Source organism: Lysobacter zhanggongensis (assembly GCF_046638635.1).
Taxonomy (GTDB): domain Bacteria; phylum Pseudomonadota; class Gammaproteobacteria; order Xanthomonadales; family Xanthomonadaceae; genus Novilysobacter; species Novilysobacter luteus.
In genome coordinates, this window is the sequence record NZ_JBJXHK010000008.1 from 23,649 (window position 1) to 38,028 (window position 14,380).

The following is a 14,380-nucleotide window of genomic DNA, read 5'->3' on the forward strand; positions in this document are numbered from 1 at the left end:
TGGCTAGACATCGGCGGGTTGGCTAACTTGGCATCCGGAGCACCCTGGGGAGGGGCAATGCAATCCATTGATTCCAGTATTGGCATGCCTGCGAGCGGCCGGCGGCTTTCCGGCGGATTCACGCTGGTCGAACTGATGGTAACGGTGGCCGTCGCGGCCATCCTGCTGGCCATCGCCACGCCGAGTTTCACCTCGATCATCAACAGCAATCGGCTGGCGAGTGCGGCCAACGAGCTGGTCGCCACGCTCCAGTCGGCACGCATGGAGGCCGTGCGCAGCAATCGGCGGGTCAATGTGTGCCGCGGGTGCGATGGCAACGCCGGCTCACTGGTTGCGTTCGTCGACGCCAACGCGAACAAGGCCGCCGACGCCGGCGAGGTGATCCGTGCGGGTTTCCCGAACCCGTCGGTGGAGTTCTCGGGAGACCTTGATGTCGTCTTCGGCTCGGACGGTTTCGGCCGTGACGGCGACGCCCCGAACGGCGCATTGCTCGCGGCGTCCTATCGCTTCTGCATACCCACCACCTCGCCGGCGCAAAACGTGCGGGTGGTTTCAATCGGCGCAGGCAGCCGGATTTCCACGGACCCCGAGAACGGTGGCGGAGCATGCCAATGATCACTTTCCCGGCCGCCCGTCACAGGCGGTTTTCGCGCTCCCGCGGCCCGCGTAGCGCCGCGCGTGGCGTTGGCCTCATCGAGGTGCTGATCGCGGTGCTCGTCATGGCGATCGGTCTGCTGGGCATTGCCGCGATGCAGGCCACCGCGTTGCGCAACAGCCAGAGTTCGCTCGAGCGCAGCCAGGCGGTCATCCAGAGCTACGGCATCCTCGATGCGATGCGGGCAAACCTGGATGTCGCGCGCGCAGGTACCTACAACACCGCCGACTTCGTCTGTGATCCGCCTGCCGCTGCGGGCTCGCTGGTCGCGGCGGACCAGGCGCGCTGGCTGGCCTCGATCGAGGAAAGCATGGGCGAGGATGCCTGCGGACGGATCCAGTGCGACGTCATCGCCGGCAGCCAGTCCCGCAACTGCACCATCACCGTCCGCTGGGACGACACGCGCGGCACCGAAGGTGCGGAAGAACAGCAGATCCAGACGGTGACCCGCCTATGAAGACCATCCGTGATGTCCACATGCGCCATCTCCAGGCTGGCCTGAGCCTCATCGAGTTGATGATCTCGATGGTGCTGGGATTGCTGGTTGTCGGCGGGGCCATCGGCGTGTTCGTGTCGAACCAGCAGACCTATCGCACGACCGAGAGCCTGGCCCGCCTGCAGGAAAATGGACGGGTCGCCTTCGAGTTGATGGCGAGGGAGGTCCGGGAAGCGGCGGGCAACCCGTGCGCCGCTAATCTCCCGACCGCCAATGTGTTGGAGAGTCCTGGTGGTCTGTGGTGGGCCAACTGGGCCGCTGGGATACTCGGGTATGACAACGGGGCACTCGCGGGTACTGCCGCGGGGACGGATGCCATCGAGCTGATGTCAGGGACGTCGGGGGGCGTTACGGTCGTCGGGCATGACAAGAACTCAGCACAGTTCAAGGTCAATACCAACGACCACGGCATCGAGAATTTCGACATCCTGATGGTATGCGACTACGGCCAGGCTTCCATCTTCCAGGCCACCAACGTCAATGCGTCCAACGTCACGATCGTCCACAACACCGGCAACGTGTCGAGTGGCCCGGGGAACTGCACCAAGGGCCTGGGCTTGCCGGTGGAGTGCACCGCGAACGGCACGTTCAAGGAATATGGTGCCAAGTCGATCGTGGTGAAACTGCACGCCGCGCGCTGGTTCGTGGCGGACAACGGCCGCGGTGGTCGCTCCTTGTACCGGCAGCCGATGGACAAGGGTGTGGATGGCGCACGCGAGGAAGTCTCCGAAGGCATCCAGGACATGCAGATCCAGTTCCTGGTCGACGGCGCGCCCGACTACGTCGACGCGGCCGCCGGACTGGCATGGCAAAACGTCACCGCAGTGCGCATCACGCTCACCGTCCAGGGACGCGAGAACGTCGGTACCGACGGGGGCCAGCTGACCCGTGACATTTCCCACGTCGTCAACCTCCGGAACCGTACGTCATGAGCCGATTCCCGAACCCTGGCGCCCCGCGGCAAGAGCGCGGCGCCGCCCTGATCGTGGTGTTGATCCTGCTGCTGGTGATGACCCTGCTCGGACTCGCCAGCCTGCGCGGAACGCTCATGGAAGAACGCATGAGCGCAAACATGTATGACCGCAGCATCGGGTTCCAGGCCGCCGAGGCGGCGCTGCGCGAGGCGGAGACGCGGCTGCTGCAGCCCGGCACGCTCGCGGCGTTCCCGACCCTGGCCGATACCTGCAACCAGGGCCTCTGCGCGACGCCGGTTCCGGCCGAGAACAAGCCCGAGCGCGCGGACGATCCCAACTTCAATGGATGGGTCGACGCCACCCAGGTCAGCGTGCTCGGCGGCACCCCGCAGTACTTCGTCGAGTACATGGACGAGGCCCCCGGCTGGCCGCTGTGCGATCGCGAGATTCCGCGCCATCCCAGCTGCATGCGTCCCCGCTATCGCATCACCGCGCGCAGCACCGCGGAAGGACGGGCCACCGTCATCCTCCAGGCGAGCTTCGCCGGCTCATGAGCAGGACCCCCATGAAGACCAATGCCCGACGCCAACATCCGTCCCGCTGGAGCGCGCCGCTTGTCGCCGCACTCGCCACCTTCGTGGCCCTGCCCGCATCGGCCGGGCTGACGCTGCCCTCGACCCCACCGGGAGCCGGAAACGGGATCCCGCCGAACATCCTGTTCATCCTCGACGACTCCGGCTCGATGGTGTTCGATGCGATGCCGGGCGATTCGATCAGCGATTGGAAAGACCGGACATACGTCCACAACTCCGTCTACTACAACCCTGCGACCACCTACCTGCCTTGGAAGGGTGCCGACGGAAATCGTCTGACCGGTGGTACCACTTACGCCGCCGCATATGCAGATCTCAGTCGCGCCTCCGGCGGGACGATCAACCTGGCGAGTAGCGATAGTTGCGAATGGGTCGACCGGAACGGCGCAAACCGTGAAGTGTGTGGTGGCACCCAGACGTTCTATGTTCCAAAGGACCCGTCCAGCACGGATGCCACCTATCTCGCATCGCAGCGGAACTATTACCGGTATCAGTTACGCACTGGTGGGACCACGCGACGTTCCGAGCTCGTGCAACAGTGGGACGGTGACTGGGAATGGGGCAATCACACTGCCACAACGCCAACCAACCGGTCTGACACTGACGAACGCGGCAACTACGCGGTCTGGTTTTCATATCACCGCACCCGCATGAAGGCTGCGAAAGCTGGTGCCAGTGAAGCTTTTTCGGGCCTGGATGGGGAGAAATACCGGGTCGGTTTCACGACCATCTGGGGTCCCAACGGGGACGGATATGACAACGCGGAGTTCCTCATTCCGGTAGCGACGGACAACGGTCTGTTTCGCGGCAACAACCGGACGACCTGGTTCAGCCGGCTGTTCGAAGCACGCGGATACAACGGCACCCCGCTGCTTCCGGCGCTGCAGCGCGCGGGCAACTATTTCAGCCAGACCGGTGATACCGGTCCTTATGGCGGCACGAAGGACTCGTCCGGCAAGCAGTTCCAGTGCCGGCAGAACTTCTCGATCCTGACCACCGACGGTTACTGGAACTCAGGGACTTCCGGCGTCGGCAATGCGGACGCCAGCGCCGGGACGAAGATCTCCGCGCCGGCCAACGCTGATGGCTCGCCCGGCAAGACCTACACCTACGACCCCGTTGCGCCCTACAAGGGCAGTGCCTCGACGACGCTGGCGGACGTTGCGATGCACTACTGGAAGACCGACCTCCGGACCGATCTGAACAACATCGTTCCCACCTCGGCTCTCAACCCTGCGTTCTGGCAACACATGGTCACCTTCGGCATCTCGATCGGCCTGACCGGCACGGTGGACCAGTCGTCGGTCAAGCAGGTGATCGACAAGGGCGGTGTCAGCCGGAACGGCGCCGACCTGACCGACTGGCCCGATCCGACCGACACCGAGAACGACGAACGCATCGACGACCTCCTGCATGCGGCCGTCAACGGTCACGGCGAATTCGTAGCCGCGACCGACCCCAGCGCCTTTGCAAAGGCACTGGAAAGCGCCCTCGCCACGATCGGTGAGCGCGTCGGCTCCCGGTCCAACGTTTCGGCCAGCAGCACGTCCATCAGCACCGAGACCAAGCTGTTCCAGGCGAAGTACATCAGCGAGAGCTGGAGCGGCGACATCATCGCCTACCCGGTTACCGTGAGCGGGGTGAACGAGAACAGCCCCGTCTGGAAGGCCTCCGAGGAGTTTCCTGCATGGGCGTTGCGGAGGATCGTCACGACCGACGCCGCCGGTACCCGCGGCACCTTCCCAACGGCGGCCCAGGCGACTGCGCTGGGTACCAGCGCAGAGGGTTTCAGCATCGCCGACTACCTGCGTGGCGACGACTCGGGCGAGGAAGCCAATGGCGGCGACCTCAGGAACCGCCCGCATCTGCTGGGTGACGTGATCCACAGCTCGCCGTTCTATTCAAAGGATGCCGACACTCTCTATGTCGGTGCCAATGACGGCATGCTGCATGCCTTCAACGGGGCGACCGGCGCGGAAGTGTTCGCGTACGTGCCGCGTGGGGTGCAGATGGCCCAGCTCAAGGAGCTGAGTGCTCGCAGCTACACGCACCGCTATTTCGTCGATGGTCCGATCACGGTGTCCGATCGCAACATGACCCGGACGGTTACGTATCCGAACGGCAGGAACATCCTCGCGGGCACGCTGGGTCATGGCGGCAAGGGCGTCTTTGCCCTGGACGTGACCAATCCGGCCTCGTTCACCGCGACCAACGTCAAGTTCGACATCGCGGGTGACGCGGACATGGGCCTGGTGATGGGCGAACCGATCGTTGCCCGTCTCAACAACGGTTCCGTCAGCGTCATTTTCGGTAACGGCGTCAACAGCACCAATGACCGCTCGGTCCTCTGGATTGTCGATGTCGACTCCGGGGCGGTCACCAAGTTGCAGACCAGCACGGCCACCAACAATGGCCTTTCCGGCCCGCGTGGCTGGGACTCGGACGGCAACGGCACCGTGGATCTCGTGTATGCCGGCGACCAGCAGGGCAACGTCTGGAAGTTCAGCCTCGAGGGCACCACGGCATCCGACTGGGGCGTCGCAGGTGGGAACAACGCGAACCAGATCAACAACGCCAACAGCAACCACCACGCTCCGCTGTTCATTGCGACGGATGCCAGCGGCAACCGCCAGCCGATCAGCGGTGCGGTGTCGCTGGGCATCGATCCGGTCAACTACAAGCGCTGGGTGTTCTTCGGAACGGGCCGTCTGCTGACCAACGAGGACCTTTCGAGCAAGGCTGTGCAGAGCATGTACGGCATCATCGACGGAGACTCCATCGGAACTCGGGCAGCCAACGATGGTGCGAACGGCCTGCTGGTGGAGCGCACGATCACCGAAAGCGGGTCGATCGGCGGCAAGCCGGTCCGGGCGTTCGAGTCCTCCAGTGTCACGATGCCCGCCGGAAAGCGCGGCTGGCTGGTGGACCTGTTGACTCCGCCGAACCAGCTCGCCGAGGGTGAACGGATCATCGGCGATGCGCAGGTCGTGGGCCCGGTGTTCATCACCTCCAGCATCATTCCCAGCAGCGACCCTTGCACACCGGGTGGCCGTGGTTACATCAACGCGATCAATGCGTTCACCGGTGGCAGCGTTGGCGAGCACTTCTTCGACGTCGATGGAGACGGCTCGTTCAGCGACGACGAGATCAACGGCAAGGCGGTCGGTTCGATCGACCTCGGCGTGGGCATGAACACCGACAGCGTGCTGATCGACAAGCTGCTGAGCGCCGGCGGCTCCTCCGGCGGTACCGGCTCGGTCCGCATCAACCCGGACTCCTCGTCCGGCCGGGTTTCCTGGCGTGAAGTCCTGAGGAAGTGAATCAGATGATCAAGAGTTTTCGCACTCCGCGCCGCGCAGTCGCGGGCTTTACCCTCATCGAGCTGATGATCGTGGTGGCGATCATCGCGATCCTGGCGGGCATCGCGTATGCCAGCTACGACTTCGCGATGATCAAGAGCCGTCGAAACGCGGCAGCCGGTTGTGCGTTGGAGGGCGCGCAGTTCATGGAGCGCTACTACACCACGAACCTGACCTACGTCGGTGCCGCGCTCCCGGCCAGCGACTGCCAGAACGAGCTGCAGGGGCACTACGCCATTGCGCTCGCAGCGTCGGCGGCGCGGACCTACAGCATTACGGCGACCCCGCAGAACCACCAGGCCACCAAGGACACCAAGTGCGGGACCCTGTCGCTGGACCAGACCGGGACCCGTGGGATCACCGGCACGGCCGGATCGGCCTCCGAATGCTGGTAAGTCCACCCCGTCGGACTTGACCCGGACCACAGGCGCATTACAATGCGCGTCCCGCCCGAATAGCTCAGCTGGTTAGAGCACTTGACTGTTAATCAGGGGGTCGTTGGTTCGAGTCCAACTTCGGGCGCCAAGTTCTTCCAGAAGGCTCGCAGCGATGCGGGCCTTTTGCGTATGGGGCCTCAGAGCAGGTAAGGGCAGGGTTCTCCCGCGCCATAGCGCTCGCTCCGCGGCCGCCCCGCATTGTTCACCACCACCTTCCCCAGCAGCCGGCTCCCCTCGAGCCCGCACAGCCGCACGCTCAGGTTGCGGCCGTAGGACCAGCCGTCTGGGGTGAAGCGGACCCGTGTGCGCCCACTCGTGCTTCGCAGGGCCAATCCGGGGCCGATGCCTTCGACGTGCTGGAGTACCGCTCGGGCATCCCGCGGCTGGCCCTCGTCGCCCGGGTCGCTGTAGACGATCCAGCCACCTTCCCAGACCGCGTCGCCCCGACAGCGGGCGCCGTCGGGGCTCGGGCACACGGACACGGCGGTCCCGTCCTTCACCGCGGCGATCCGGGCGGCGGCCAAGGAGGCTGTCAGCAGGTGGTAGGCGTTCGCCTCCCGGGCGCGCTGGATGACGCCCGCAAACGCGGGCACGCCAATCGTCAGCGTCACCGCGAGCACCGCCAGCGTCACCATCAGTTCGACCAGGGTGTACCCGCCGGTACGTATGTGCGCTTCGTGCGCCATCGCCTCGCTCCATCCGTAAGCAAGGCGCCATCGTCAGGCGACAGCAGCTGAACCGCAGTCGGCGCCCGGCAATCGTCGGGGTAGGGAAACCCCGTGTCCGCCCCCATCCGGACGAGGTCCTACACTGGGCGTTTCGTCCCCCATTCCACGAGCGATGACCGACTCTTCGATCGACATCCCCGCCACGACAAGCCCGTCGCCGGACGCGCCGGCGCGCGAGGGTGTGTTCCAGCTCGTCTCGCCTTACCAGCCTGCCGGCGACCAGCCGCAGGCCATCGAGAAGCTGTCGGCCGGCTTCGAGGCGGGCCTGGCCCACCAGACCCTGCTCGGGGTCACGGGGTCCGGCAAGACGTACACGATCGCCAACGTGATCCAGCGGGTGCAGAAGCCGACCCTGGTCATGGCGCCCAACAAGACCCTAGCGGCGCAACTGTACGGCGAGTTCAAGCAGTTCTTCCCGCACAACGCGGTCGAGTACTTCGTCAGCTATTACGACTACTACCAGCCCGAGGCCTACGTGGCGTCATCGGACACCTTCATCGAGAAGGACAGTTCGGTGAACGAGCACATCGAGCAGATGCGGCTGTCGGCGACCAAGGCGCTGCTGGAGCGGCGCGACTGCATCATCGTCTGCACCGTTTCGGCGATCTACGGGCTCGGCGATCCCAACGAATACTTCCGGATGGTGCTGCATATGGTCCGCGGCGAGCGGATCGACCAGCGCGAACTGATCCGGCGCCTGACCGAGATGCAGTACTCGCGAAACGACACCGAGCTGCGCCGCGGCACCTACCGCGTCCGGGGCGAGGTGATCGACGTGCACCCGGCCGAGTCGGAGATGGAGGCCGTGCGGATCGAGCTGTTCGACGGCGAGATCGAGAATGTCACCGCGTTCGACCCCCTCACGGGCGAGACGCTGCGCAAGCTCCAGCGCTACACGATCTATCCCAAGTCCCATTACGTGACCACGCGCCGCACGGTGCTCGACGCCGTCGATGCGATCAAGGACGAGCTCCGGGTGCGGCTGGAGCAGCTGTATGCGCAGAACAAGCTCGTCGAGGCGCAGCGGCTGGCCCAGCGCACCCAGTTCGACCTGGAGATGCTGGCCGAGGTTGGCTACTGCAACGGTGTCGAGAACTACAGCCGCCACCTGACCGGCCACATGCCCGGCGAGCCGCCGCCGTGCCTGTTCGACTACCTCCCACCGGACGCGCTGCTGGTCTGCGACGAGTCGCACGTGACCGTTCCCCAGGTCGGTGCGATGTACAAGGGCGACCGCTCGCGCAAGGAGACGCTGGTGGAGTTCGGGTTCCGGTTGCCGTCGGCGCTGGACAACCGGCCGTTGAAGTTCGAGGAATGGGAGGGGCGCTCGCCCCGGGCGATCTTCGTGTCCGCCACGCCGGGGAAGTACGAACTGGAGCACTCCGCAGGCGAGGTCACCGAGCTGGTCGTGCGGCCCACCGGGCTGATCGACCCCGAGGTGGAGATCAGGCCCGTCGCGACCCAGGTCGACGACGTGCTCGGTGAAATCACCAAGCGCACCGCGATGGGCGACCGCGTGTTGATTACCACGCTCACCAAGCGCATGGCCGAGAACCTGACCGAATACCTCGGCGAGCATGGCGTCCGGGTGCGCTACCTGCACTCGGATATCGACACGGTCGAGCGCGTCGAGATCATCCGCGACCTGCGGCTCGGCAAGTTCGACGTGCTGGTCGGCATCAACCTGTTGCGCGAGGGCCTGGACATGCCCGAGGTGTCGCTGGTGGCGATCCTCGACGCCGACAAGGAAGGCTTCCTGCGCTCGACCGGCTCGCTGATCCAGACCATCGGCCGTGCCGCCCGCAACGTCCGCGGCAAGGCGATCCTGTACGCCGACCGGATGACCGACTCGATGAAGCGGGCGATCGAAGAGACCGACCGCCGTCGCGCCAAGCAGGTCGAATACAACGCAGAACACGGCATCACGCCGCAGTCGGTGAGCCGCCCGGTCGTCGATGTGATGGAGGGTGCGCGGGTCGATCCGGACTCGCTGAAAGGGCGTAACCGTGCCCGCAAGGCGGCGGAAGAGGCTGCAGAGTACGCGGCGCTCAGCCCCGGCCAGCTGGCCGCACGCATCAGGAAGCTCGAGCAGCAGATGTACCAGCACGCCCGCGACCTGGAGTTCGAGCAGGCGGCATCGGTCCGCGACGAACTGCACCGGCTCAAGGAGCAGGGTTTCGCCGCATAGTGGGCCGGCGTGCTCGCGGCTATTGCCGACGGTCCCGCCGCGGGCTAAACTGCGCGCCCTCTCGCCGGGTTGTTCAAGGCGAAGGGCGGTTAGCTCAGCGGTAGAGCACTACCTTGACATGGTAGGGGTCACAGGTTCGAACCCTGTACCGCCCACCAGAATGTTGCGAAAACGGCCGGGTCTGCCCCGGCCGTGGTTGTTTTCGCGTTTCGGTGCAAGCAAACGGCCACCTTGCCGCCGTTGACTTGCCGCGCCCCGTTCCGGACTATTGCGGGGTGCGGCCGGCCCGGTCGCCCCGACCGAGGTGGCCCGCGCCGACGCGCCGGCCGAGCGTGCGACATGGACACTACCACCGGCCAACGCTGACACGCCCCGAGGCTTCCGCATCCGCAGGCGCCCTCGTGGCGCTTTTTGTTTGCCCGCTCCTACAGAAGCCCGAACCCTGATCCCCATGATTGCAATCACGCTCCCCGACGGTTCCCGCCGCGAATTCGACCACCCCGTTTCCGTCGCCGACGTCGCCGGCTCGATCGGCCCCGGCCTGGCCAAGGCCGCGCTGGCCGGCAAGGTCGACGGCAAGCTGGTCGACACCGGCTTCCGGATCGACCACGACGCCGCGCTCGAGATCGTTACCGACAGGCACCCCGACGCGCTCGAGGTGCTGCGCCATTCCACCGCGCACCTGCTGGCCCAGGCCGTGCAGCGCCTGTTCCCGGGCGCGCAGGTGACCATCGGCCCGGTCATCGACAACGGGTTCTACTACGACTTCGCCTACGAGCGCCCGTTCACGCCCGAGGACCTGCCGGCCATCGAGGCCGAGATGCAGAAGATCGTGAAAGAGGCGCAGCCGGTCAGCCGCAGCGTCAAGTCGCGCGACGAGGCGGTTGCGTTCTTCAAGGGCATCGGCGAGCACTACAAGGCCGAGATCATCGAGTCGATCCCGGCCGACCAGGACCTTTCGCTCTACAGCCAGGGCGAATTCACCGACCTGTGCCGCGGCCCGCACGTGCCCGGCACCGACAAGCTGCGCAGCTTCAAGCTGATGAAGGTCGCCGGCGCCTACTGGCGCGGTGACCACAACAACCAGATGCTCAGCCGCATCTACGGCACCGCCTGGCTCAACGACAAGGATCTCAAGGCCTACCTGCACCAGCTGGAGGAAGCCGAGAAGCGCGACCACCGCAGGATCGCCAGGCAGCAGGACCTGTTCCATCTGCAGGAAGAGGCGCCCGGGCTGATCTTCTGGCACCCCAAGGGCTGGTCGATCTGGCAGGTGGTCGAGCAGTACATGCGCAAGGTGTACCGGGATTCCGGTTACGACGAAGTGCGCTGCCCGCAGATCCTCGACGTGTCGCTGTGGCAGAAGTCCGGCCACTGGGACAACTACCAGGAAAACATGTTCTTTACCGAGTCGGAGAAGCGTACCTACGCGCTGAAGCCGATGAACTGCCCGGGCCACGTGCAGGTGTTCAACCACGGCCTGCACAGCTATCGCGACCTCCCGATCCGTTATGGCGAGTTCGGCGCCTGCCACCGCAACGAGCCGTCGGGTGCGCTCCACGGCATCCTGCGCGTGCGCGGGTTCACCCAGGACGACGGCCACGTGTTCTGCACCGAGGGGCAGATCGAGTCCGAGGTGACCGCGTTCCACCGCCAGGCGATGGCGGTCTACGCCGATTTCGGCTTCACCGACGTGCAGGTCAAGCTCGCCCTGCGTCCGGAACCGCGCTTGGGCGACGACGCGACCTGGGACAAGGCCGAGGACGCGCTGCGCTCGGCGCTGCGTTCGGCCGGGGTGGAATGGGAGGAGCTGCCCGGCGAGGGCGCGTTCTACGGCCCGAAGATCGAGTACCACCTGCGTGACGCGATCGGCCGCACCTGGCAGCTGGGCACGATGCAGGTCGACTTCATGATGCCGGGCCGCCTGGGCGCCGAGTACGTCGACGAGCACAGCCAGAAGCGCCACCCGGTCATGCTGCACCGCGCAATCGTGGGGTCGATGGAGCGTTTCATCGGCATCCTGATCGAGCACCATGCAGGCCAGTTCCCGGCCTGGCTGGCACCGGTCCAGGCGGTCGTGATGAACATTACCGATGCCCAGGCCGACCACGTCGAGGAGGTCCGGAAATCCCTTGCAAATCAAGGGTTCCGGGTCCAAAGCGATTTGCGCAACGAGAAAATCGGCTATAAGATTCGCGAGCACACGCTGCAGCGCGTGCCGTACCTGCTGGTGGTCGGGGACCGCGAGAAGGAGAACGGCATGGTTGCGGTGCGGACCCGCGGGGGGGAGGATTTGGGGTCGATGACCACCGCCGAGTTCGCCGCGCGTTTACATGACGAGGACGCCGGCTGAGGCAGCGTCCACCAGAGACCCGGCCGCACCGATGCGGCCGGCACGATTGATACCGGAGATTGCAATATCAGTACCCCCGACAAGCGGAACCGCAAGAACCAGGAGATCCGCGTCCCGAAAGTGCGCGTGATCGGCAGCGACGGCGAGATGGTTGGCGTGCTCTCGCGCGACGAAGCCCTGAGCCTTGCCCAGGAAGAAGGACTCGACCTGGTCGAAATCCAGCCGCACGGCGACCCGCCGGTCTGCCGCGTGATGGATTTCGGCAAGTTCATGTTCGACCTGCAGAAGAAGGCCAACGCGGCCAAGAAGAAGCAGAAGCAGGTCGAGATCAAGGAGGTCAAGTTCCGCCCCGTGACCGACGAGGGCGACTACCAGATCAAGCTGCGCAAGATGCGCGGGTTCCTGGAGGAAGGGGACAAGATCAAGGTCAACATCCGCTTCCGTGGCCGCGAGATGAGCCACCAGGAGCTCGGCCGCGAGATGGCCGCCCGGATCGAGGCCGACCTCGGCGAGGACATCGTGATCGAATCGCGCCCGAGGCTCGAAGGGCGTCAGATGGTCATGATGATCGCGCCCAAGAAGAAGGTCTGAGGTCCGCGCTCCGGGCTGGCGCCCGAAGCGACTGATTTCGAAGAAGTATTTGCAACCCCGGCAGGCGGACGGCATAATGGCCGGCCCGGTTCGCCGGGGTTTGTTGTGTGTTTGAAGTTGAAATGCAGCCAGGACCTGTCGTGGATCCCTTTCGGATCAACGACTTACAAGCCGGTGTTGGGCAGGAAGGAAAGCGTGGCGCGAGCCACCGCCCAGGCCAGTGACAAGAACCCGTAAGGACATTCGCAATGCCCAAGATCAAGACCCACCGCGGGGCGGCCAAGCGTTTTCGCAAGACCGCGTCCGGCAAGTTCAAGTGCGGCCACGCCAACCGTAGCCACATCCTCACCAAGAAGGCGACCAAGCGGAAGCGCAACCTGCGGCAGACGAACCACGTCCGCGCCGAGGATGCCGGTCGTATCACCCGCATGTTGCCGTACGCCTGAGGAGGACTGAGAAATGGCACGAGTCAAACGTGGTGTCCAGGCGCGTCGTCGCCACAAGAAGATCCTCAAGCAGGCCAAGGGCTACTACCACGCCCGCCGCAAGGTCTTCCGCGTCGCCAAGCAGGCGGTCACCAAGGCGTTGCAGTACGCCTACATCGGCCGCAAGCAGAAGAAGCGCAATTTCCGTTCGCTGTGGATCACCCGCATCAATGCGGCGTCCCGCGCCAACGGCATGAGCTACAGCCGCTTCATGAATGGTCTCCTGAAGGCCGGCATCACCCTCGACCGCAAGGTGCTGGCGGACATCGCCGTGCACGACGCGGCGGGTTTTGCCGCGCTGACCGAGAAGGCCAAGGGCGCGCTCGCAGCGTAAGTGTGTCGCCCGCCGGCAGGGGGCCATGTGGTCCTGTAGGCGGACGTACATCGCAGTAAACGCATGGGGAAGGGCGCAAGTCCTTCCCCATGTTCGTTTTTGGAATGGGCTCCCCGTAGGAGCGATGCCAGTCGCGACCTGCCTCAAGCGTTCGGCGGGTGGCGACAGATGTCGCTCCTGAGACGGAATGGTCCGGTGACATCGGGATTGCGCATGAGTGAGATCGAAACCCTGACCCGCCAGGCGCTGGCGGACATCGCCGCGGCCCATTCGCCGGCCGCCATCGAGGCCTTGCGGGTCGCGCTGGTCGGCAAGTCCGGCACCATCACCGGCCAGCTCAAGCAGCTGGGCAAGCTGCCGGCGGAGGAGCGCAAGGCGGCCGGCGCCGCGATCAACGAGGCGCGCGACACCGTGTCTGCGGCGCTGGGCGAGCGCAAACAGGCGCTCGAGTCCGCCGCGTTGGATGCCCGGCTCGCCGACGAAACCATCGACGTCACCCTGCCGGGCATCGACTCCGGCCGCGGCGGGCTGCATCCGGTGAGCCGAACGCTCGAGCGCATCGCCGACATCTTCGGGCGGCTCGGCTTCGAGCTGTCCGACGGCCCCGAGATCGAAGACGACTGGCACAACTTCGAGGCACTCAATTTCCCGCCACACCATCCGGCGCGGGCGATGCACGACACCTTCTACTTCGATGACGGGCGGCTGCTGCGTACCCACACCTCGGGTGTGCAGGTGCGCTACATGCAGGACCTGCTGGCAACCGGCGGCCAGCCGCCGCTGCGGATGATCGCCGCGGGCAAGGTGTATCGCAGCGACAGCGACCAGACCCACACGCCGATGTTCCACCAGGTCGAAGGCCTGCTGGTCGACGAGCACGCCAGCTTCGCCGACCTCAAGGGCACCCTGGCCGAGTTCGTGCGTGCGTTCTTCGAACGCGATTTCAAGATGCGGTTCCGCCCGAGCTATTTCCCCTTCACCGAGCCGTCGGCCGAGGTCGACATCGCCTGGCAGCAGCCGGACGGGTCCACGCGGTGGCTGGAGGTGCTGGGCTGCGGGATGGTCCACCCGAACGTACTCCGCAACGTCGGCATCGACCCGGAGAAGTACACCGGCTACGCCTTCGGACTGGGTGTCGAGCGCTTCGCGATGCTGCGCTACGGGGTCGACGACCTGCGCAGCTTCTTCGAGAACGACGTGCGCTTCCTGCGCCAGTTCGCCTGACGCCACCGGGAAAGGACGACAAC

At 65.4% G+C, this 14,380-nt stretch carries 13 protein-coding genes and 2 tRNA genes; 14 read left to right on the forward strand and 1 reads right to left on the reverse strand.

The window, feature by feature from the left end; genetic code table 11:
- Positions 1 to 57 precede the first annotated feature (57 nt).
- The 7 genes from ACKVMH_RS02760 to ACKVMH_RS02790 all read left to right on the forward strand — a co-directional run bounded on the left by ACKVMH_RS02760 (position 58) and on the right by ACKVMH_RS02790 (position 6,542).
- Positions 58 to 615 (forward strand): GspH/FimT family pseudopilin, encoded by a 558-nt coding sequence (locus ACKVMH_RS02760; protein ID WP_412699144.1) that lies wholly within the window; start codon positions 58 to 60, stop codon positions 613 to 615.
- A complete protein-coding gene (gene pilV, locus ACKVMH_RS02765) occupies positions 612 to 1,112 on the forward strand; it encodes a type IV pilus modification protein PilV (RefSeq protein ID WP_412699166.1) in 501 nt (166 codons plus the stop codon). Before ACKVMH_RS02760 ends, pilV begins: the two co-directional genes overlap by 4 nt.
- Positions 1,109 to 2,083, forward strand: coding sequence for a PilW family protein (locus ACKVMH_RS02770; protein ID WP_412699145.1), 975 nt, complete (start codon positions 1,109 to 1,111; stop codon positions 2,081 to 2,083). Before pilV ends, ACKVMH_RS02770 begins: the two co-directional genes overlap by 4 nt.
- The gene (locus tag ACKVMH_RS02775) at positions 2,080 to 2,619 is read left to right on the forward strand and encodes a pilus assembly PilX family protein (RefSeq protein ID WP_412699146.1); all 540 of its coding nucleotides are present in this window, start codon (positions 2,080 to 2,082) and stop codon (positions 2,617 to 2,619) included. Before ACKVMH_RS02770 ends, ACKVMH_RS02775 begins: the two co-directional genes overlap by 4 nt.
- 11 nt (positions 2,620 to 2,630) lie before the next feature.
- Positions 2,631 to 5,978 carry a pilus assembly protein gene (locus ACKVMH_RS02780; protein ID WP_412699147.1) on the forward strand — a complete coding sequence of 1,116 codons (3,348 nt, stop codon included), beginning with the start codon at positions 2,631 to 2,633 and terminating at the stop codon, positions 5,976 to 5,978.
- A 5-nt stretch (positions 5,979 to 5,983) separates the two neighbouring features.
- Entirely contained in the window at positions 5,984 to 6,412 is a 429-nt protein-coding gene (locus tag ACKVMH_RS02785; protein ID WP_215219855.1) for a type IV pilin protein, read from the forward strand.
- 53 nt (positions 6,413 to 6,465) lie between these two features.
- Positions 6,466 to 6,542 (forward strand) — tRNA-Asn (locus ACKVMH_RS02790).
- A gap of 49 nt (positions 6,543 to 6,591) precedes the next feature.
- On the opposite strand, the gene ACKVMH_RS02795 is transcribed toward ACKVMH_RS02790, so the two are convergent.
- Entirely contained in the window at positions 6,592 to 7,140 is a 549-nt protein-coding gene (locus ACKVMH_RS02795; RefSeq protein ID WP_412699148.1) for a GspH/FimT family pseudopilin, read from the reverse strand.
- Positions 7,141 to 7,294: 154 nt separating this feature from the next.
- Between ACKVMH_RS02795 and uvrB the strand changes: the two genes are divergently transcribed.
- The 7 genes from uvrB (at position 7,295) to pheS (ending at position 14,357) form a co-directional block, all read left to right on the forward strand.
- Complete coding sequence (gene uvrB, locus ACKVMH_RS02800; RefSeq protein ID WP_412699149.1) at positions 7,295 to 9,370, forward strand: excinuclease ABC subunit UvrB; 2,076 nt, start codon at positions 7,295 to 7,297, stop codon at positions 9,368 to 9,370.
- 83 nt (positions 9,371 to 9,453) lie between these two features.
- Positions 9,454 to 9,528: transfer RNA gene (locus ACKVMH_RS02805), tRNA-Val, on the forward strand.
- A gap of 293 nt (positions 9,529 to 9,821) precedes the next feature.
- Positions 9,822 to 11,723: a threonine--tRNA ligase gene (gene thrS, locus ACKVMH_RS02810; protein ID WP_412699150.1), complete on the forward strand. Its 1,902-nt coding sequence runs from the start codon at positions 9,822 to 9,824 to the stop codon at positions 11,721 to 11,723.
- 66 nt (positions 11,724 to 11,789) lie between these two features.
- Entirely contained in the window at positions 11,790 to 12,314 is a 525-nt protein-coding gene (infC, locus tag ACKVMH_RS02815) for a translation initiation factor IF-3 (RefSeq protein WP_251370689.1), read from the forward strand.
- Positions 12,315 to 12,562: 248 nt separating this feature from the next.
- The gene (gene rpmI, locus ACKVMH_RS02820) at positions 12,563 to 12,760 is read left to right on the forward strand and encodes a 50S ribosomal protein L35 (RefSeq protein WP_036207173.1); all 198 of its coding nucleotides are present in this window, start codon (positions 12,563 to 12,565) and stop codon (positions 12,758 to 12,760) included.
- Between the two features lie 13 nt (positions 12,761 to 12,773).
- Positions 12,774 to 13,133 (forward strand): 50S ribosomal protein L20, encoded by a 360-nt coding sequence (gene rplT / locus ACKVMH_RS02825; RefSeq protein ID WP_215219858.1) that lies wholly within the window; start codon positions 12,774 to 12,776, stop codon positions 13,131 to 13,133.
- Between the two features lie 213 nt (positions 13,134 to 13,346).
- Positions 13,347 to 14,357 (forward strand): phenylalanine--tRNA ligase subunit alpha, encoded by a 1,011-nt coding sequence (gene pheS / locus ACKVMH_RS02830; RefSeq protein ID WP_412699151.1) that lies wholly within the window; start codon positions 13,347 to 13,349, stop codon positions 14,355 to 14,357.
- Positions 14,358 to 14,380: the final 23 nt, after the last annotated feature.

What these genes read in the sequence shown, in the direction of transcription:
- ACKVMH_RS02760 (WP_412699144.1), top strand. Translation starts at nt 58, where the DNA reads ATGCAATCCATTGATTCCAGTATTGGCATGCCTGCGAGCGGCCGGCGG.
- pilV (WP_412699166.1), top strand. Translation starts at nt 612, where the DNA reads ATGATCACTTTCCCGGCCGCCCGTCACAGGCGGTTTTCGCGCTCCCGC.
- ACKVMH_RS02770 (WP_412699145.1), top strand. Translation starts at nt 1,109, where the DNA reads ATGAAGACCATCCGTGATGTCCACATGCGCCATCTCCAGGCTGGCCTG.
- ACKVMH_RS02775 (WP_412699146.1), top strand. Translation starts at nt 2,080, where the DNA reads ATGAGCCGATTCCCGAACCCTGGCGCCCCGCGGCAAGAGCGCGGCGCC.
- ACKVMH_RS02780 (WP_412699147.1), top strand. Translation starts at nt 2,631, where the DNA reads ATGAAGACCAATGCCCGACGCCAACATCCGTCCCGCTGGAGCGCGCCG.
- ACKVMH_RS02785 (WP_215219855.1), top strand. Translation starts at nt 5,984, where the DNA reads ATGATCAAGAGTTTTCGCACTCCGCGCCGCGCAGTCGCGGGCTTTACC.
- ACKVMH_RS02795 (WP_412699148.1), bottom strand. Translation starts at nt 7,140, where the DNA reads ATGGCGCACGAAGCGCACATACGTACCGGCGGGTACACCCTGGTCGAA.
- uvrB (WP_412699149.1), top strand. Translation starts at nt 7,295, where the DNA reads ATGACCGACTCTTCGATCGACATCCCCGCCACGACAAGCCCGTCGCCG.
- thrS (WP_412699150.1), top strand. Translation starts at nt 9,822, where the DNA reads ATGATTGCAATCACGCTCCCCGACGGTTCCCGCCGCGAATTCGACCAC.
- rpmI (WP_036207173.1), top strand. Translation starts at nt 12,563, where the DNA reads ATGCCCAAGATCAAGACCCACCGCGGGGCGGCCAAGCGTTTTCGCAAG.
- rplT (WP_215219858.1), top strand. Translation starts at nt 12,774, where the DNA reads ATGGCACGAGTCAAACGTGGTGTCCAGGCGCGTCGTCGCCACAAGAAG.
- pheS (WP_412699151.1), top strand. Translation starts at nt 13,347, where the DNA reads ATGAGTGAGATCGAAACCCTGACCCGCCAGGCGCTGGCGGACATCGCC.